This window comes from Photobacterium sp. GB-50 (assembly GCF_003026755.1).
GTDB lineage: Bacteria > Pseudomonadota > Gammaproteobacteria > Enterobacterales > Vibrionaceae > Photobacterium.
Genome location: NZ_PYNX01000011.1, coordinates 13272 through 32988 on the forward strand (window position 1 = coordinate 13272; position 19717 = coordinate 32988).

Annotated in this window: 14 protein-coding genes and 2 tRNA genes; 3 read left to right on the forward strand and 13 right to left on the reverse strand. The window is 42.3% G+C overall.

The features are described 5' to 3' along the window. Window positions 1-44: 44 nt before the first annotated feature. The 10 genes from infB to rlmE all read right to left on the reverse strand — a co-directional run bounded on the left by infB (window position 45) and on the right by rlmE (window position 10731). Entirely contained in the window at window positions 45-2777 is a 2733-nt protein-coding gene (infB, locus tag C9J41_RS14165) for a translation initiation factor IF-2 (RefSeq protein ID WP_107260499.1), read from the reverse strand. 26 nt (window positions 2778-2803) lie between these two features. Further along, window positions 2804-4291 carry a transcription termination factor NusA gene (gene nusA / locus C9J41_RS14170; RefSeq protein WP_107207283.1) on the reverse strand — a complete coding sequence of 496 codons (1488 nt, stop codon included), beginning with the start codon at window positions 4289-4291 and terminating at the stop codon, window positions 2804-2806. A 22-nt stretch (window positions 4292-4313) separates the two neighbouring features. After that, window positions 4314-4769: a ribosome maturation factor RimP gene (gene rimP / locus C9J41_RS14175; protein ID WP_005369547.1), complete on the reverse strand. Its 456-nt coding sequence runs from the start codon at window positions 4767-4769 to the stop codon at window positions 4314-4316. A gap of 188 nt (window positions 4770-4957) precedes the next feature. Next, window positions 4958-5034 (reverse strand) — tRNA-Met (locus C9J41_RS14180). 56 nt (window positions 5035-5090) lie between these two features. Then, window positions 5091-5175: transfer RNA gene (locus tag C9J41_RS14185), tRNA-Leu, on the reverse strand. An 11-nt stretch (window positions 5176-5186) separates the two neighbouring features. After that, window positions 5187-5528, reverse strand: a complete 342-nt coding sequence (gene secG, locus C9J41_RS14190; RefSeq protein WP_107260501.1) for a preprotein translocase subunit SecG — start codon at window positions 5526-5528, stop codon at window positions 5187-5189. Between the two features lie 263 nt (window positions 5529-5791). After that, window positions 5792-7129 (reverse strand): phosphoglucosamine mutase, encoded by a 1338-nt coding sequence (glmM, locus tag C9J41_RS14195; RefSeq protein WP_107294717.1) that lies wholly within the window; start codon window positions 7127-7129, stop codon window positions 5792-5794. Between the two features lie 66 nt (window positions 7130-7195). After that, window positions 7196-8029 (reverse strand): dihydropteroate synthase, encoded by an 834-nt coding sequence (folP, locus tag C9J41_RS14200; RefSeq protein ID WP_107294718.1) that lies wholly within the window; start codon window positions 8027-8029, stop codon window positions 7196-7198. 67 nt (window positions 8030-8096) lie between these two features. Continuing rightward, the gene (gene ftsH / locus C9J41_RS14205) at window positions 8097-10052 is read right to left on the reverse strand and encodes an ATP-dependent zinc metalloprotease FtsH (RefSeq protein ID WP_107207278.1); all 1956 of its coding nucleotides are present in this window, start codon (window positions 10050-10052) and stop codon (window positions 8097-8099) included. 49 nt (window positions 10053-10101) lie between these two features. Then, window positions 10102-10731, reverse strand: coding sequence for a 23S rRNA (uridine(2552)-2'-O)-methyltransferase RlmE (gene rlmE, locus C9J41_RS14210; RefSeq protein ID WP_005369560.1), 630 nt, complete (start codon window positions 10729-10731; stop codon window positions 10102-10104). Window positions 10732-10943: 212 nt separating this feature from the next. Between rlmE and yhbY the strand changes: the two genes are divergently transcribed. Beyond that, the gene (gene yhbY, locus C9J41_RS14215) at window positions 10944-11240 is read left to right on the forward strand and encodes a ribosome assembly RNA-binding protein YhbY (RefSeq protein ID WP_045128373.1); all 297 of its coding nucleotides are present in this window, start codon (window positions 10944-10946) and stop codon (window positions 11238-11240) included. Between the two features lie 123 nt (window positions 11241-11363). Here yhbY and greA read toward each other — a convergent pair whose 3' ends face one another. Further along, complete coding sequence (greA, locus tag C9J41_RS14220) at window positions 11364-11837, reverse strand: transcription elongation factor GreA (protein ID WP_107207277.1); 474 nt, start codon at window positions 11835-11837, stop codon at window positions 11364-11366. 574 nt (window positions 11838-12411) lie between these two features. Here greA and C9J41_RS14225 point away from each other — a divergent pair. Next, complete coding sequence (locus tag C9J41_RS14225) at window positions 12412-13503, forward strand: porin (protein ID WP_107294719.1); 1092 nt, start codon at window positions 12412-12414, stop codon at window positions 13501-13503. Between the two features lie 160 nt (window positions 13504-13663). Next, the gene (dacB, locus tag C9J41_RS14230) at window positions 13664-15067 is read left to right on the forward strand and encodes a serine-type D-Ala-D-Ala carboxypeptidase (RefSeq protein WP_107207275.1); all 1404 of its coding nucleotides are present in this window, start codon (window positions 13664-13666) and stop codon (window positions 15065-15067) included. A 90-nt stretch (window positions 15068-15157) separates the two neighbouring features. Here dacB and C9J41_RS14235 read toward each other — a convergent pair whose 3' ends face one another. Beyond that, complete coding sequence (locus C9J41_RS14235) at window positions 15158-16006, reverse strand: magnesium transporter (protein ID WP_107207274.1); 849 nt, start codon at window positions 16004-16006, stop codon at window positions 15158-15160. A 489-nt stretch (window positions 16007-16495) separates the two neighbouring features. Next, window positions 16496-19714, reverse strand: a complete 3219-nt coding sequence (carB, locus tag C9J41_RS14240) for a carbamoyl-phosphate synthase large subunit (RefSeq protein ID WP_107207273.1) — start codon at window positions 19712-19714, stop codon at window positions 16496-16498. Window positions 19715-19717: the final 3 nt, after the last annotated feature.

A 19717-nucleotide genomic window follows, 5' to 3' on the forward strand; every position in this document is an offset into this window, starting at 1 on the left:
GCTCCCCATAATCATGTTGTTGAATCAGTTAGCGACGTTGATAATTAATCAAGAGTACGCTGAATTTCAACAATTTCGTAAACTTCGATCTGATCACCAACGCGAACATCATTGTAGTTCTTAACGCCGATACCACATTCGTAGCCGTTCTTAACTTCGTTAACGTCATCTTTAAAGCGACGTAGTGACTCAAGCTCACCTTCGTAGATTACTACGTTATCACGTAGAACACGGATAGGGTTGTTACGCTTGATAGTACCTTCAGTTACCAAACAACCAGCGATTGCACCAATCTTAGGTGACTTAAATACGTCACGAACTTCAGCAAGACCAATGATCTCTTGCTTGAATTCAGGAGCAAGCATACCGCCCATTGCCGCTTTAACTTCGTCAATTAGCTGGTAAATGATTGAGTAGTAACGTAAGTCTAGGTTTTCATTTTCGATAGTACGACGCGCAGACGCATCAGCACGAACGTTGAAACCAAGCACGATAGCGTTAGAAGCTGCTGCAAGTACTGCGTCAGTTTCAGTAATACCACCAACACCAGAACCTACGATATTCACTTTAACTTCATCAGTAGAAAGTTTACGTAGAGAATCTGCGATAGCTTCTACAGAACCTTGAACGTCAGCCTTAAGCACAACGTTAAGCTCTGCAACTTCACCAGCTGTCATGTTAGAGAACATGTTCTCTAGTTTCGCTTTCTGCTGGCGAGCTAGTTTAACATCACGGAATTTACCTTGACGGTAAAGTGCAACTTCACGTGCTTTACGCTCGTCACGTACAACAGTCGCTTCGTCACCAGATGCTGGTACGCCTGAAAGACCTAAGATCTCTACAGGGATAGATGGACCCGCTTCTTCGATTTCTTGACCTAGTTCGTTACGCATCGCACGAACACGACCGTACTCTAAGCCACAAAGAACGATATCGCCCTTATGAAGCGTACCTTCTTGAACAAGAACAGTCGCTACAGGACCACGGCCTTTATCAAGACGTGATTCTACAACCACACCTTTAGCCATGCCTTCAGAGGCTGCTGTTAGTTCAAGTACTTCAGACTGAAGTAGAATAGCTTCTAGTAAGCCTTCGATGTTTGTACCCTGTTTCGCAGAGATGTGAACAAACATGTTCTCACCGCCCCACTCCTCAGGAATAACGTCGTATTGAGCAAGCTCGTTTTTAACGTTATCTGGGTTAGCATCTTCTTTATCGATCTTGTTTACCGCAACGATCAAAGGAACACCTGCCGCTTTCGCGTGCTGGATTGCTTCGATTGTTTGAGGCATCACACCATCGTCAGCTGCAACCACTAGTACAACGATATCTGTCGCTTGAGCACCACGAGCACGCATAGCTGTAAACGCTGCGTGTCCAGGAGTATCAAGGAAAGTGATCATACCGTTGTCAGTTTCAACGTGGTATGCACCGATGTGCTGAGTAATACCACCGGCTTCGCCAGAAGCAACGTGCGCTTTACGGATGTAATCAAGTGTTGATGTTTTACCGTGGTCAACGTGACCCATGATAGTTACAACAGGCGCGCGAGAAACTTTTGCTAGGTCATCTGCGTTACGATCAGAAAGCACTGACTCTTCAAGCTCGTTTTCTTTACGTAGAATAACTTTGTGACCCATTTCTTCAGCAACAAGTGCTGCTGTTTCTTGGTCGATAACTTGGTTGATAGTCGCCATAGCGCCCATCTTCATCATCACCTTGATAACTTCAACGCCTTTTACAGACATCTTGTTAGCAAGTTCAGAAACAACTATTGTTTCGCCAATAACAACGTCTTGCTTAGCAACTTGCGCTGTTTTGTCGAAGCCATGTTGCATTGAGCTTGGCTTGTTCATTTGAGGTTTACCGCGACCACGTTGGTTACGGCCACCACGGCCACCGCGCTCATCTTGCTTAGCAGCTGGCTTTTTCTTCTTACGACGGCGAGAAGTTTCTTCTTTGCGGTCTTGTTCATCTTCCGCAGCACGTGCGTAAGTTGATGTCGTTGTATGGTAATCAGATTTTTCCATACTTACGTTTTGATCAGGTTTTACCCCGTTCTTTTCATTCTGTTCTGCCATCTTGCGAGCCTCTTCTAGCTGGCGCTGACTTTCTTCTTCGGCTTTTCGCTTGGCTTCCTCTTCCAGACGACGCTGTAGTGCCTCAGCATCTAGTTTAGCCTGTTTGTCAGCAACAGCGCGTAAAGCTTTCTCTTCAGCTTTACGCTTTTCCTGTTTGGTACGATTCGCCTTTTCCTCTGCGTCTCGCTTTGCTTTTTCTTCCGCTTCTCGTTTTGCAGATTCTTCTGCTTTACTCTGCTCTTCTTTGGCACGCTTAGCTGCTACTTCAGCTTCACGTTTTGCAGCTTCTTCCGCTGCTGTTTTGGCAATAGCTTCCGCTTCACGTTTTGCGGCTTCTTCGGCTTCACGCTTCACAGCTTCTTCCGCTGCGCGTTGTTCCTCTTCCAAAGCTGAACGTTTTACGTAAGTGCGCTTTTTACGCACTTCAACTTGAACATTTTTGTTCTTGCCGCCGCTACCAGACACGCTCAGCGTACTGCGTGTCTTACGTTGCAAAGTAAGACGATTTGGAGCGCCGTCAGTATTGCTGTTACCTCCATGCTCTTTTTGGAGATGGTTAAGTAACGCCTGCTTTTCGGTTTGGCTTACATTTTCATCAGCTTTCTTAGCAATACCTGCCTCTGAGAGCTGTTGAAGTAAACGGTCAATTGGCGTACCAATTTCTTCCGCCAATGTTTTAACGGTAACCTCTGACATAATGCTCCTCCCTTGCTTTATATTGATTACGCTTCGTCGCTGAACCAGCAAATATTACGTGCAGCCATAATTAGCTCACCCGCTTTTGCATCGTCCACGCCTTCGATATCGGTCAAGTCATCAGTTCCCTGATCAGCAAGATCCTCAAGCGTACAAATACCTTTTGCTGCTAGTTTAAATGCTAACTCGCGCTCAAGGCCTTCAAGACCTAATAGGTCTTCAGCTGGCTCAGCACCGTCAAGCGATTCTTCTTTAGCAAGCGCAAGTGTCGTTAATGCAGCTTTTGCACGACTACGTAGTTGATCGATAGTCTCTTCATCAAGACCATCAACATCCATTAGCTCACTTACTGGAACGTAAGCAATTTCTTCTAATGTAGTGAAACCTTCTTCAACCAATACCGTTGCGAATTCTTCATCAATATCTAGGTGCTTAGTAAACACTTCAATTGACTCTTTCGCTTCTTCTTGGTGCTTCTTCTGAAGATCTTCAACCGTCATTACGTTTAGTTCCCAACCAGTAAGTTGAGAAGCCAGACGCACGTTCTGACCACTACGACCAATCGCTTGTGCTAAATTATCTTTCTGCACTGCGATATCCATCGTATGGTTATCTTCATCAACAATGATTGAATCAACTTCAGCCGGAGCCATCGCATTGATCACGTATTGCGCTGGATTCTCATCCCAAAGCACGATATCAATACGCTCGCCGCCAAGCTCACCAGAAACCGCTTGAACACGTGCACCACGCATACCAACACACGCACCCACTGGGTCAATACGTTTATCGTTAGTTTTTACTGCAATTTTTGCACGTGAACCAGGATCGCGAGCAGCGCCCATTAGTTCAATAAGCTCTTCGCCCATTTCTGGCACTTCAATACGGAATAGCTCAGAAAGCATTTCTGGCTTAGAACGTGTCATGAATAACTGGAAGCCACGCGCTTCTGGCGCAACTTTGTATAGCAGACCACGTACACGGTCACCCGGACGGAAGTTTTCACGTGGAAGCTGATCATCACGCTGGATAACAGCTTCAGCATTATTACCAAGATCGATAATAACCGCATCACGGTTTACTTTTTTAACGATACCAGTGATTAACTCACCTTCATTATCGATAAATTGCTCAACAATTTGAGCGCGCTCAGCTTCACGTACTTTTTGTACGATAACTTGTTTTGCAGTTTGTGTCGTAATACGGTCAAACGTTACCGATTCAATATCATCTTCAACGTAATCGCCAGCAACAATTGTTGGATCTTCAAACTGTGCCGCTTCAAGAGTAATCTCAAGCGTTGGCTGAGTCACTTCTTCTACCGCTTTCCAGCGACGGAAAGTTTCAAACTCACCAGTTTTACGATCAATTGCAACACGTACATCAATTTCTGCTTCATGTTTCTTTTTCGTTGCCGTTGCAAGTGCGATTTCTAATGCTTCAAAAATACGCTCACGAGGAACAGCTTTTTCGTTGGATACCGCTTCTACGACAGCCAAGATTTCTTTGTTCATTTCTAATGCCCCAATTTAGCGGTTAGAATTTTGGAACCAGGTTGGCCTTAGAGATATTGCTCAGTGCAAAGGACTCTTCATTGCCATCTACTTTAAGTGTGATCAATTCGCCTTCAACTGCGACAATGTCACCTTTCCACTTACGACGGTTACCCATCGCCATTTTTAACACTATGTTAGCTTCGTGGCCAACAAACTGTTGATAATGTGCTGCTTTGAATAGTGGTCTTTCCAATCCAGGGGAAGATACTTCCAAGTTATAAGCAACAGTAATTGGATCTTCAACATCCATTACGGCACTTATTTGGCGACTAACTTCTGCGCAATCATCAACATTGATACCATTTTCATGGTCAATAAATACGCGAAGTGTGGAGTGCTCACCAGCACGAATGAACTCTAAACCTACCAGTTCATAGCCTAAAGCTAATACTGATGGTTCAAGCATTTCGGTTAATTGTGTCTCTAAAGCTGTCAAAACAACCCCCCTGGAAACAAAAAAAGGGCATAAAGCCCAGTAGATACCTGAATGGTCATGTTTCAGATAATAAAAAACCCCGAATTACGGGGTTTTTTATTACTGGACCCTGATTACCGAGACTCTATAAATCTGCCTCAGTAAGAAAACAAACATTCGTATTTAAGAATAGTTTATTTTCAGGAAAGTGGTTGCGGGGGCTGGATTTGAACCAACGACCTTCGGGTTATGAGCCCGACGAGCTACCAAGCTGCTCCACCCCGCGTCCGAATTCTAACGATTATATCGTTCGGGCGTTACTTTTTCAAGTAACCAGTATAATGGTGCCGAGAAGGGGACTTGAACCCCTACACCTTGCGGCACTAGCACCTCATGCTAGCGTGTCTACCAATTTCACCATCTCGGCTAAATCTTTAATTACTGAGGGATCTCATCAGTTGATGGCGCCTTCTCAGTTTTTGTTTTTTCAACAACAGGTTGTGTTGTCGCTGGTGCAGTTAGGTTATCCCAACTACTTCCCTCTGTTGCTTGTTTTGCACTCATGTTGCCAAGAACAAGGCTGATAACAAAGAAAATTGCAGCCAAAACTGTTGTCATTCGGGTTAAAAAGTTACCGGAACCGCTAGAGCCAAACAATGTGCCTGATGCTCCAGCCCCAAATGAGGCTCCCATATCTGCGCCTTTACCTTGCTGAACCAAAACTAGGCCAATCACACCAAGCGCGGCGACAAGATAAATCACAAGTAGAATTTCGTACATGGCTTCCACCTATGGTTAAATTGCTATGCCAGCTTTGCTCTAGGCAGGGCCAGCGCACTCCATCTTCCAAGGAGCGACTGAATACTAGCGAAACCCTATCGTAGTGACAAGTAATATTTGATGAAAAATGCTTTACACCACACCACTTGCACAACATTTAGCCAAAACGAAGTCGACATAAAAATATAGGCAGAGTATCACGCTACCCTGCCTTCTTGTTTGTGCGATAAAATTCGTAATTGAAATTTATCGCAAAATGCAAATTAACAGTTTTCTTTTACTGCTTTTGCAATATCAAGAGCATATTGCTGAACATCAGCCGCATCTTGTCCTTCAACCATAACACGAATTAATGGCTCAGTGCCTGACTTACGTAACAATACGCGACCATTATCACCTAACTTTTCTTCAACTAATTTAGTTGCAGTAATAACTTCATCAGACTTTAATGGATCAGAAGTCCCTTTGAAACGTACATTCTCAAGTACTTGAGGGAACATAACCATACCATCACAAAGCTCTTTTAAGCTCATCTTACTTGCAACGATTGATGCCATTACTTGAAGACCTGCAACAATACCATCGCCGGTTGTCACTTTATCAAGCAAAATGACATGACCAGAGTTCTCTGCACCAATCAACCAATCTTGCTTCTGCAGCTCTTCCATTACATAACGATCGCCTACTTTTGCGCGAACAAATGGAATGCCTAAATTCTTAAGAGCAACTTCCATGCCCATATTTGTCATTAATGTACCAACAACGCCCCCTTTTAGTTCGCCACGACGTAATGCATCACGAGCAATAATGTAGGCTATTTGGTCACCATCAACTTTATTACCTAACTCATCAACCATGATCACACGATCGCCATCACCATCCAATGCAATACCAAAGTCCGCTTTTTCTTCAAGTACCTTAGCCTGAAGCGCAGCAACATCCGTTGCTCCTACTTTATCGTTAATGTTCACACCATTAGGCTCACAACCGATAGCAATCACTTCGGCCCCTAACTCTGAAAATACTTTGGGTGCAATGTGATAAGTTGCACCATGAGCACAATCAACAACAACCTTAAAACCTTCAAGGCTTAAATGTGTTGGAAAAGTCCCTTTACAAAATTCAATGTAGCGTCCAGCTGCATCATCGATACGATAAGCTTTACCAAGCAATGCTGATTCAACACAGGTTAATGGTTTTTCCATTTCAGCTTCAATTGCAAGTTCAATATCATCCGGTAATTTAGTACCTCGAGCTGAAAAGAATTTAATACCATTATCATAATAAGGATTGTGAGAAGCGGAAATAACAATACCAGCTTCTGCTCGGAACGTACGAGTGAGATAAGCAACTGCTGGTGTTGGCATTGGTCCAGTGAATGCGGCCTTTAAACCAGCTGCAGCTAGGCCTGCTTCTAAAGCTGACTCCAACATATAGCCAGAGATACGGGTATCTTTACCAATTAAGACTTTTTTTGTCCCCGTTTGTGATAATACGCGGCCAGCAGCCCACCCTAACTTCATTACAAAGTCTGGTGTAATTGGTGCTTCACCGACTAAACCACGAATACCATCAGTACCAAAGAACTTACGTTCAGACATGTTTTGCTCCTAGCTATATTGAATACTTCAGTGACGAACAAATTAATGACACATCACAATTCACTTTTATTTCGATTGTTGCAGTACCATATTATAAATTTTCATGACTTCAGCTGTTTCTCTAGCATCATGAACTCGAATAATATGCGCACCTTTCATTGCTGCAATGGTAGCACAAGCTAAACTTCCCGCGAGACATTCAGCAGGTGGCTTACCTAATAAATTGAATATCATTGATTTACGTGACATCCCGGCTAATACAGGTAAACCAAATTGATGAAATTGTTCAAATTTCGCTAACATTTGATAATTATGTTCAAGCGTTTTACCAAACCCAAAACCAGGATCTAGGATCAACTGCTGACGTGAAATTCCAACATTTTCACACGCTGAAATTCGCTCACTCAGAAAATCAGAAACATCCTGAATAAGATGATTATAATTCGGTTGGTGCTGCATTGTACGAGGCTGGCCTTGCATATGCATCAAGCAAATCGGCACATTGGCTTTTGCGGCAACCTCTAATGCATTAGGCTCTTGCAACGCACGTACATCATTAATCAGATCGGCCCCTGCATTTACCGCCTCTTTCATGACCTGAGCTTTACTGGTATCAATTGAAATCCAACAATCAAAACGTTGACGAATAGCTTCAATGATCGGTACCACGCGAACTAACTCTTCACTAAGTGCCACCTCTTTAGCACCAGGTCGCGTTGATTCACCACCGATATCAATAATGGATGTGCCAGCTTGCAGCATGCTTTCCACATGATTGAGCGCATAATCAATACGATTAAACTTTCCACCATCAGAAAATGAATCTGGCGTAACATTTAAAATTCCCATGACCTGTGGGGTAGATAGTTCTAAATTTTTATTACGACTGGTTAACTGCATCTGCTATTCCATTTTATTAAGATAAAAAAAACCCTGACCGAGGCCAGGGTTTTTATTCAACGCTAAATTAAGCCTGAGGTTTTGTATCGGTATCGTCTTCTTTCGTCAACGCATCAATACCATCGCCAATTGGCTCATCAGGTGCTAATTCAGTTTCAGGTGCTTCTTTACCTGATGGTTTCATTGTATCGTCATTATCCGACCAACCTTTCGGTGCACGGATTTCTGCTTTACGTTCCATCAAGTCATCAATCTGACCTGCGTCAATAGTTTCATATTTCATCAATGCATCTTTCATTGCATGCATGATATCCATATTATCAACTAGAATTTGACGAGCACGTTGATAGTTACGATCAATTAAGGTGCGAACTTCAGTATCAATCAGTTTTGCAGTGTCATCAGACATATGCTTACTTTGTGTAACTGAACGACCAAGGAAGACTTCCCCTTCATCTTCAGCATAAAGTAATGGACCTAACTTCTCAGAGAAGCCCCACTGAGTCACCATCTTACGTGCAATATCAGTTGCGCGTTCAATGTCATTTGATGCACCTGTTGATACTTTATCTACGCCGTAAATCAATTCTTCAGCTAAACGACCACCGTAAAGACTTGAGATCATTGACTCCAAGAACTCACGAGAGTGACTTACACGATCTTGCTCGGGTAAGTACATCGTTACACCTAGCGCACGACCACGTGGAATAATCGATACTTTATATACAGGATCATGATCCGGTACTAAACGACCAATAATTGCGTGACCTGCTTCGTGATACGCAGTTGATTCTTTTTGATCTTCAGACATAACCATTGATTTACGCTCTGCGCCCATCATGATCTTATCTTTCGCTAATTCGAACTCAACCATCGAAACAGTACGCTTGTTACCACGGGCAGCAAATAATGCCGCTTCGTTAACAAGGTTTGCTAAATCAGCACCAGAGAAACCTGGTGTACCACGAGCAATCAATGATGGATTTACATCACCATCTAGTGGCACTTTACGCATGTGAACTTTAAGGATCTGCTCACGACCGCGTACATCAGGAAGACCTACCACTACTTGACGGTCAAAACGACCAGGACGCAGTAATGCAGGGTCTAGTACGTCGGGACGGTTCGTTGCAGCAATAACGATAATACCCTCATTGCCTTCGAAACCATCCATCTCAACTAGCATCTGGTTCAGTGTTTGTTCACGCTCATCGTGACCACCACCTACACCAGCACCACGTTGACGACCTACCGCATCGATTTCATCGATAAAGATGATACAAGGCGCAGCCTTTTTTGCTTGTTCGAACATGTCACGCACACGAGATGCACCAACACCAACAAACATTTCAACAAAGTCAGAACCAGAAATAGTAAAGAACGGTACTTTCGCCTCACCTGCAATCGCTTTTGCAAGTAACGTTTTACCTGTACCAGGAGGACCAACCATCAACACACCTGTTGGGATTTTACCACCTAGCTTTTGGAAACGGCTTGGATCACGTAAGTAATCAACCAGTTCTTTAACGTCTTCTTTCGCTTCATCACAACCAGCCACATCGGCGAACGTTGTTTTGATTTGGTCTTCGCTCATCATACGCGCTTTAGATTTACCGAACGACATGGCACCTTTGCCACCACCGCCCTGCATCTGACGCATAAAGAATATCCAAACACCAATTAATAGAAGCATTGGGAACCACGAAATGAAGATTGAAGCCAATAGGCTAGGCTCTTCAGGTGGTGTACCAGAAACAGCTACGTTAGCGTTAATTAGATCGTCTAACAGCTTAGGATCATTAGCGACAGGTAAGTATGTTACATAGCTCGCATTATCACGTTTGGTTACAGTGATTTCACGATCATTGAATCGCACTTCCTTTATCTGATCCTGACCGATTTGACGGACAAATGTCGTATAGTCTACTTGACCACTTGCTTTACTACTGTTGGTTCCAAAGCTTTGGAATACAGACATAAGAACAACGGCAATGACTAACCATAAAATCAAGTTTTTTGCCATGTCACTCAAGGTGTTAACCTCGCGATAACTAAAAGATGAATGTAGATTACTACAGTTTGTAACCTGTAGCCACAATATAGACTTCACGCGAGCGATCTCGCGAGGAATCTGGTTTACGAATTTTAACCACTTTGAACATACTACGAATTTCAGCTAGATATTGGTCAAAGCCTTCGCCTTGGAAAACTTTTACCGTAAAACTGCCATTCGGCGCAAGTACTTGTCGACACATATCTAATGCAAGCTCAACAAGATACATCGCTCTCGGTTGGTCGGATGCAAGATTACCACTCATATTAGGTGCCATATCAGACATCACCACGTCAACCATATCTGGTTGAATGCGGTCCAATAGTGCATCTAACACAGCCTCTTCTCGGAAATCACCTTGCAGGAAACTAACACCTGGAAGGGAATCCATTGGCAAAATATCACAAGCAATGACTTGTCCTTCACTACCTACAATTTCTGCCGCATATTGTGACCAACCACCTGGTGCAGCACCAAGGTCAACCACTGTCATGCCCGGTTTTAATAACTTATCTTTGTTCTGAATTTCTTCAATTTTAAAGAAAGCACGTGAACGATAACCACGTTTTTGTGCTTCCTGAACATATTTATCGTCGAAATGCTCTTTTAGCCAGCGGCCAGAACTGCCGGATTGTTTTTTTCTACTCATGCCTAACCTAATGAGTTGAGATACTTGTTAAGTATACGTCTGCCAAAGGCTTTATCGCATCTAATTCATTAAAATGTACAATCAAAATGTGCAGTACAACTCAAACACTACAAATTTTCATGCTGTCATAATGCAAACAAATTAGTCTTCTAGTCTAGATGGCGGTAGAATGTCACGTTTTCAACCCTAATAACCAAAAAAATAGAGTCATCATGAATCTAAGCACCAAACAAAAGCAATTCCTAAAAGGTCTTGCTCACAATCTAAAACCAGTTGTACTTATGGGTGCAAACGGCCTAACAGAAGCTGTATTGGCTGAAATTGAAATTGCACTTAACCATCATGAATTGATCAAAGTTAAGGTTGCTACTGAAGATCGTGAAACTAAAGTTTTAATCGTCGACGCTATCGTTCGCGAAACTAAAGCTGAAAAAGTGCAGGTTATCGGTAAAACGTTAGTTCTTTACCGCCAGAGTGAAGATCGTAAAATCGAGCTTCCTCGTAAATAAAAAAGGCCGCCTAGCGGCCTTTTTTGTATCTATTATTAATACAAAAAAATGCATTAATTGCTAATCGATATCACCTATTTTAGTGATTATATTTTCTGATGAATATAATCATCAGTAAAATTATTAGATGTATTTCACTTCTACAATTTCAAACTCTTTTTGACCGCCAGGCGTGGTAATCGCAACCTCATCACCTTCCATCTTACCGATCAAACCACGTGCAATTGGTGAATTCACTGAAATTAAGTTTTCCTTAATATTCGCTTCATCATCACCCACGATACAGTAAGTCACTTCACTCTCGGTATCTAAATCTAGCAAAGTGATTGTAGTACCAAAAATCACTTTGCCTGTATTTGGCATCGTAGTTACATCAATAATTTGAGCAACAGATAGTTTGTATTCAATATCACGAATTTGCGCTTCACAAATACCTTGCTCTTCACGAGCCGCATGGTATTCCGCATTTTCTTTTAAGTCGCCAAGCTCACGTGCTTCTGCGATCGCCTGAGAAATAAGAGGGCGACGCTTCAACAATACTTCAAGTTCACTACGTAGCTTTTGTTCGCCACGTACAGTCATTGGCACTTTTTCCATAAATAAATTACCTCAATAACCTGATAGCGCACGCCAATTTCAGGAAATAAAAAAGCTAGCCCAATCGTGATTGAGCTAACAGTGTATATGTCACGATGTTTATCATATTAAACAAAGATGGACAAGAGATCATCCTCGTTACGTCATTAATCTGTTTTTCGTTTTAATAACAGTCAAAAACAATGAATATGCTAAAAATACTATATCAATAATTCATAGTAACAAATCAATAGTTAAAACATTCACCAAAGAAATAAGCCTCTCGCTACCACCTTTTTTTCATTGAGAAAAGTTATAATCTCACACTTCAACAATATTTATACAAATATTCACTCAGGCATTTTCCATTGATTACCTAAATACAACTAAAAAATAAAATTAATTTAGAACTTTTATCGATAGACATAACACACTGATTAAATTAACAATAAAAACTAAAAAAAACAAAAAAGACATACTAATGAGGTATTTTTCAGTTTTTTTTACTAACATAAATCAGTAGACACAAGTAAAAAGAACAGCATGCATTTGGCATAGAAATGCAACACATAAAAATTTAAAAAAGGATTCGGTAATGAACAAGCACCTTATTGCTTTAGCAGTAACAGCAGCAACTCTATCTGGCGCAGCATCAGCAGCACAAGTTTATTCAGATGATACATCTTCTCTTGCTATCGGCGGTCGTGTAGAAGCGCGTGCTCTTCTTTCTGAAAACGGTCAAACCCAGTTATCTCGAGATGACTTCGCAACTCAAGCTGAATATAACAAAGCTCTTGTAAATCAAAATACTGATAATGAAGTAACTGATATTTCACGTGTACGTGTAAACATTGATGCGAAAACACAAATCGCAGATGGCGTTCAAGGTATTGGTTTCTACGAGCGTGAGTTCAAAGACGACAATTCTGATGACGAAAACCGTTACATGTATGCTGGTGTAAACAGCGACCAATACGGTCAAATTGTTTACGGTAAGGCTGACGGCTCTCTAGGTATGCTAACTGATTTCACTGATATCATGGCATACGCTGGCTCTGTTGTTGGTGGTACTAAGCTAGCAGTAGCTGACCGTACAACTAACAACCTAGCATACGCTGGTACATTTGGTGATCTAACGTTCAAAGCTAACTACGTTTTCGCTGGCGCTGATTATGATACAGCTGGTAACAAAACAGACGTACACGGTTTCTCAACAGGTGCTGTATACAAAGTAGCTGATACAGGTCTTGCACTAGGTGCTGGTTACGGCGAGCAACGTGACCAACTTGGTAACGCGAATACTCACAAAGCACGTTCAGAGCAAACTTTCGCAGTAGCATCTTACACAATGGGCGATCTATACTTCGGTGGCCTATACAAGTCCGGTCGTCGCGACGGTACTAACTTAGTAACTGGCGATGTAACAGATACTCAAGGCTACGAATTCGCAGCAGCGTACACTATGGGTAAAACTGTATTCACGACTACTTACGGCTTCATGAAAGATGAAAACGCTCACAATGTATACGATGAGCTAGCAAATGCAGCTGCAGTTGATGCTACTTACTACTTCAACAGCAACTTCCGTACTTACGCTTCTTACACATTCAACATGCTTAATAAGAACGAAGTAGGTAAAGTTGCAGCATCTGACCAATTCGTTCTAGGTGCTCGTTACGACTTCTAATCCTTGTGATTAAAAGCAACATATAGTGAAACGTCGGCTTCGGTCGGCGTTTTTTATTACTTTTGTGTCAGTTTTAGTCTTTATTTCCTCTCTTTTTTTACCCTCTCTCATATAAACGTTATGATTAAGGCCTATCTCTTAACCAAAATTATGCCTTCACATGTTTAAAAAATTGCTTTGCTCCGCTTTAATGGCAACGACCTTTTCTTCTTTTGCTGCGTTCTTACCTCAGCAAGCTATCGAACACCTGCCCAAAGGGAGTGATGTCGCGCTTCTTATTGTAAACCCAGCCACCAACAAAGTTATATACGATAAACGCGCAGATGAATTACAAGCCCCTGCAAGTACCCAAAAAACGATCACCGCCCTTGCCGCAAAGCTATATCTCGGTAATAACTTCCGCTTTGATACTTACCTTGAAACGAAAGGTAATGATGTCATTTTGAAATTTAATGGCGATCCAACACTTAAACGCAGCGATATTGCCAATTTACTTCGCCAACTAAAACAGCAAGGCATAGCTACGATTAAAGGTAACCTGTACTTAAACGGTGGACATTTTACTGGCTATGAACGTGCTATTGGTTGGCCTTGGGATATTTTAGGCTCTTGCTATAGTGCGCCATCAAGTAGTATCAGCTTAGAGCACAACTGTGTTCAAGGTGCGCTATACAGCAATAAATCTTTGGGGGACGTTACACGCGTAAATGTGCCTAGCCACCAGCCAATTCAAGTAAAAACCTCTGCGATTGTGGTGTCAAAAGCACAGCAAAAAGAGCAGCACTGTCAGCTTTCAATGACATCGAATGATCGTAATATGTATCAAATTAGTGGCTGTATCCAACCTCGTAAACAGCCTCTACCGCTTAAATTTGCAGTACAAAACACAACCTTGTATTCAACTGCAGTTATTCAACAAGAGCTTAAGCGCGCAGGGATAAAGTTAAACGGTAAGGTACTTCGTAACGATAAAGTCAGCGGTAAAATCATTGCAACACATCGCTCAGCCCCATTATCAACGCTGCTTGATATTATGCTGAAGCGCTCTGATAACTTATTTGCCGATAACATTGCAAAAACCATTGGTGCAAAGTATTACCACCAAGCCGGTAGTTACACCAATGGCATTGAAGCAATTAAGGCGATACTAAAAGATAAAGCTGGTATCGATCTTTCTGATACCGTGATGGTGGATGGTTCAGGCTTATCGCGTAACAACCGTTTAACAGCAAGTGATTTAATGAAAGTAGTCACTTACATTTATAACCACCCTAAATTAGGTTTAATGAACGATTTACCCGTATCAGGTAAAAGTGGCACGTTACAGTACCGTCGCAGTCTTCGTGATGCTCCGTTAAAAGGTAAGGTTATTGCTAAAAGTGGCTCTTTATTCGGAACTTATAACCTTGCAGGTGTGATTAAGACCCACAACGGTAAACCACTACTCTTTGTACAGCTAGTGACAAATTACTATCCACATATGCATGACGGTAAAAAAGCAGCATTACCGCCTATTTACCAATTTGAAAAGCAACTTTATAGCTCACTGTATAAAAACGACTAAATAAGAGACCTGAGAGATAAAAGCCGCTATTAAATACTTTCAACTAGAAATATTCGAGCAATAGCGGCTTTTTTAATACAAACAATCTTACTAACCGAAGCCTAGCATCCAATTGACTGTCTTGAAGTAAATCACCATCCCCGTGATATCGACCATTGAAGCTAAGACAGGGCTGACTAATACCGCAGGATCGAGATTTAATGATCTCGCTAGCATCGGTAGAACCCCACCAACACTAGTCGAAATAATCACCTGAATAGCAATGGCTATCCCAATCGCAAATGCTATCGAGTCTAGTGTCATTCCTGCAGGTAACACAACATCCCCACTAAAAAAAATCACCCGTCCAATGATCACTACTGCAAGACTCAGCGCGATAATAATCGCAACTCTAAATTCTTTCCAAAGCACCAATAACCAATCTTTTGAGCGTATTTCTTCCATTGCCAATGCTCGCACAACCAGTGTTGCCGCCTGCGAGCCAGCATTCCCACCCGCAGCTGCAATCACCGGCATATAAATCGCAAGTAGGACTAATTGACTCAGGGTATCTTCATAGTGAGAGATAATTAAGCCCGAGACAATTCCCATTAAAGCCAGCCCTACAATCCAACCTATGCGTTCCTTAACATGGTTTAAGACACTATTTTCTAAATAATGCCCGCTCGGTTCAACCTCAGAGCAAATTAACCCTAAACCACTGGCTAGTTGGCGGGCTCGTATGTCCTCTTCTAATTCATCTAAACGATCTAATAAAATTTGCACATGCCGCAATGGGCATTCCTGTAACATAGCTAAAGCCTCTACGACTGGCATTTTTGCCAATAATTGCGCTTGTTCAACTAGATCATATTTTAAAAATGCATTACGTACTGCTAACGCCTCTTTTTGCGCAATATGGGTTGTTGCTGAAAAAGCTGCATAATTCATTACCGCCATGGCGAATCTCCCGATTAGCTGTCTCTCTAGAAAGAGAAGGTAACGACCACCACATTAACATTTGCAATAAACCCTCGCGCACCACATAACAATACAGTCGCGCTGTTGTGGTAAACATAGATTTAAAGCTCATATTATTGATAAGTAAATAAAGAGGAAAATTACAGGAGAGATGTCGAAAATGAATAATTTCAAAAAAGTGGGTTACGAGACATGACTCCGAGCCTAGCAGCACGGAATATACTATTTAATACCGTTACCTAAGCTAATTTTCCAGCTTCATACTCGGGGGATGGTCGGTATTGTTCATTAAAATCTCCAAGAAGAATGTATCGCTTGCTGCGACGCCAGTATCTTACGTTAATAAATCTGAACAGCAACTGATTAAACTAATGATATAAAATTTCAATGAGTTATATGTGATTATGTATTTAACAATAAAAAAGCCGAACGTTAACGTTCGGCTTTTTATTTCGTACTGAGTAATACTTATTTAATACGTGCGTGAAGCTCTTGAATTGAAGACACTGTATTGCGGTCATCTGCAGTATGCGCCATACATGTTGCAAATCCCGCATTTAGAGTTGTGGTGTAGTTAACTTTTTCAGCTAGCGCACCACGACGAAGTACTTTTGAATCTTCAATCGCTTGACGACCCGATGCAGTATTTACAATGTAGGTGTATTCATTATTCTTGATACGGTCAAGAATATGAGGACGACCTTCATGTACTTTGTTCACTAGACGTGGGTTAATACCCGCTTCACCAAGAATAACTGCTGTACCGTGTGTTGCATCTAATTGGTAGCCAAGCTTAATTAGCTTAGAAGCTAAATCAACCACACGTTGCTTATCACCTTCACGAACAGATAATAGCGCACGACCACCTTCAGGGTACTCTTTACCACAACCTAATTCAGCTTTAGCGAATGCTTCGGCAAACGTATTACCGATACCCATAACTTCACCTGTTGAGCGCATTTCAGGGCCTAACAGTGGATCAACACCTGGGAACTTGTTAAACGGTAGGACGACTTCTTTCACGGAATAATACGGTGGAATAATTTCCTTGGTAAAGCCTTGTGATTCAAGTGATTGACCAGCCATTACACGTGCAGCAATTTTCGCCAGCGGTGCACCTGTCGCTTTAGATACGAACGGTACGGTACGTGCAGCACGAGGGTTAACCTCGATAAGGTACACTTCGTTATCTTTTACGGCGAACTGGGTATTCATTAATCCACGAACACCTAATTCAAACGCTAGATTCTTCACCTGCTCACGCATCACATCTTGGATTTCTTGGCTTAGGGTATACGCAGGCAATGAACATGCAGAGTCACCTGAGTGAACACCCGCTTGCTCGATATGCTCCATGATACCGCCAATCACCACTTGCTCACCGTCACAAATCGCGTCAACGTCTACTTCCACCGCATCATCTAAGAAACGATCGAGTAGTACAGGTGATTCATTTGAAACACTTACCGCTTCATTGAAGTAGCGACGTAGATCTTGCTCGTCGTAAACAATTTCCATTGCTCGACCGCCAAGTACATACGATGGACGTACCACTAATGGGTAACCAATGTCACGCGACTTCTCAATCGCTTGCTCCATCGTTGTTACCGTTGCATTTTCTGGTTGCAGTAAACCTAAACGGTCAACGGCTTGTTGGAAACGCTCACGATCTTCTGCGCGGTCAATCGCATCTGGACTTGTACCGATAATTGGCACACCTGCCGCTTCTAGTGCACGAGCGAGTTTCAGTGGTGTTTGACCGCCATACTGAACAATCACACCTTTTGGCTTTTCAACACGTGCGATAGCCAGTACATCTTCAAGTGTTACAGGTTCGAAGTACAGACGATCTGATGTGTCATAGTCAGTTGATACAGTCTCTGGGTTACAGTTAACCATGATAGTTTCATAACCATCTTCACGTAGCGCCAGTGATGCATGAACACAACAGTAGTCAAACTCGATACCTTGACCGATACGGTTTGGACCACCGCCCAGTACCATGATTTTGTCTTTGTCCGTTGGATTTGCTTCACACTCTTCATCGTATGATGAGTACATGTAAGCAGTATCTGATGAGAATTCAGCGGCACACGTATCTACACGCTTGTAGACAGGATGAATGTCAAACTGATCACGTAGTTTACGAATTTCGCCTTCGCTAACACCCAATAATTTAGCAAGACGTGCATCTGCAAAACCTTTGCGCTTAAGCTTACGTAATACGTCAGCATTAAGACCTGCAAAACCGCCAGCTTTCACTTGCTCTTCAAGTTTGATGATTTCTTCAATTTGAACCAAGAACCAACGGTCAATGTTAGTTAGATTGAAGATACCGTCAACCGACATACCCGCACGGAAAGCATCACCGATGTACCAAATACGCTCAGCACCTGCTTCTTTCAGTTCATGTCGGATCTTGCTCATCGCATTTGGATCATCAAGATCAACCATTTCATCAAAGCCGTTCGCGCCAACTTCTAGGCCACGTAGTGCTTTATGTAATGATTCTTGTTGGTTACGGCCAATCGCCATAACCTCACCTACCGACTTCATTTGTGTCGTTAAGCGATCGTTAGCGCCAGCAAATTTCTCGAAGTTAAAGCGAGGAATTTTCGTTACTACGTAATCAATAGTTGGTTCAAATGATGCCGGTGTTGCGCCGCCTGTGATGTCATTCATCAGTTCATCAAGGGTGAAACCAATCGCCAGTTTTGCCGCGATTTTTGCAATCGGGAAACCTGTTGCTTTTGATGCTAATGCCGATGAACGAGATACACGTGGGTTCATCTCGATGATAACCATACGGCCATCTTTCGGGTTAATACCAAACTGGACGTTTGAACCACCGGTTTCAACACCAATTTCGCGCAGTACTGCAAGCGATGCATTACGCATTAATTGGTATTCTTTATCTGTTAGTGTTTGCGCAGGTGCGACTGTGATTGAGTCACCGGTGTGAATACCCATTGGGTCGAAGTTTTCAATTGCACACACAATGATACAGTTGTCGTTCTTATCACGAACCACTTCCATCTCATATTCTTTCCAACCAATCAGTGATTCATCAATCAATAATTCATTGGTTGGTGATAGGTCGATACCGCGCGAACAAATTTCTTCAAATTCTTCTTTGTTGTATGCAATACCGCCACCTGTACCACCCATAGTAAATGACGGGCGAATAATACAAGGGAAGCCAACCATTTCGAGAACTTTGTAAGCTTCTTCCATCGTTGTTGCAGTATCAGCACGAGGACACTCAAGGCCGATGGCTTTCATTGCTTTGTCAAAACGAGAACGGTTTTCAGCTTTATCAATTGCATCCGCTGTTGCACCAATCATCTCAACATTGAATTCTTCTAATACGCCATATTTTTCAAGATCTAACGCACAGTTAAGTGCGGTTTGACCACCCATGGTTGGTAGTACCGCATCAGGGCGCTCTTTAGCAATGATATTACGTACCACTTCCCAGTGAATTGGCTCTATGTAAGTTGCATCAGCCATTTCAGGATCAGTCATGATAGTCGCAGGGTTAGAGTTTACCAGAATAACGCGGTAACCCTCTTCACGAAGTGCTTTACAAGCTTGTGCACCAGAGTAATCGAACTCACAGGCCTGACCGATAACGATCGGTCCAGCACCTAGAATTAGTACACTTTTTATATCAGTACGTTTTGGCATTTC

Coding starts and splice junctions, on each gene's coding strand:
- ftsH (WP_107207278.1), bottom strand. CDS start 10,052: ATGGCAAAAAACTTGATTTTATGGTTAGTCATTGCCGTTGTTCTTATG.
- greA (WP_107207277.1), bottom strand. CDS start 11,837: ATGGAAAAAGTGCCAATGACTGTACGTGGCGAACAAAAGCTACGTAGT.
- dacB (WP_107207275.1), top strand. CDS start 13,664: ATGTTTAAAAAATTGCTTTGCTCCGCTTTAATGGCAACGACCTTTTCT.
- infB (WP_107260499.1), bottom strand. CDS start 2,777: ATGTCAGAGGTTACCGTTAAAACATTGGCGGAAGAAATTGGTACGCCA.
- C9J41_RS14225 (WP_107294719.1), top strand. CDS start 12,412: ATGAACAAGCACCTTATTGCTTTAGCAGTAACAGCAGCAACTCTATCT.
- carB (WP_107207273.1), bottom strand. CDS start 19,714: ATGCCAAAACGTACTGATATAAAAAGTGTACTAATTCTAGGTGCTGGA.
- nusA (WP_107207283.1), bottom strand. CDS start 4,291: ATGAACAAAGAAATCTTGGCTGTCGTAGAAGCGGTATCCAACGAAAAA.
- rlmE (WP_005369560.1), bottom strand. CDS start 10,731: ATGAGTAGAAAAAAACAATCCGGCAGTTCTGGCCGCTGGCTAAAAGAG.
- glmM (WP_107294717.1), bottom strand. CDS start 7,129: ATGTCTGAACGTAAGTTCTTTGGTACTGATGGTATTCGTGGTTTAGTC.
- C9J41_RS14235 (WP_107207274.1), bottom strand. CDS start 16,006: ATGGCGGTAATGAATTATGCAGCTTTTTCAGCAACAACCCATATTGCG.
- yhbY (WP_045128373.1), top strand. CDS start 10,944: ATGAATCTAAGCACCAAACAAAAGCAATTCCTAAAAGGTCTTGCTCAC.
- secG (WP_107260501.1), bottom strand. CDS start 5,528: ATGTACGAAATTCTACTTGTGATTTATCTTGTCGCCGCGCTTGGTGTG.
- folP (WP_107294718.1), bottom strand. CDS start 8,029: ATGCAGTTAACCAGTCGTAATAAAAATTTAGAACTATCTACCCCACAG.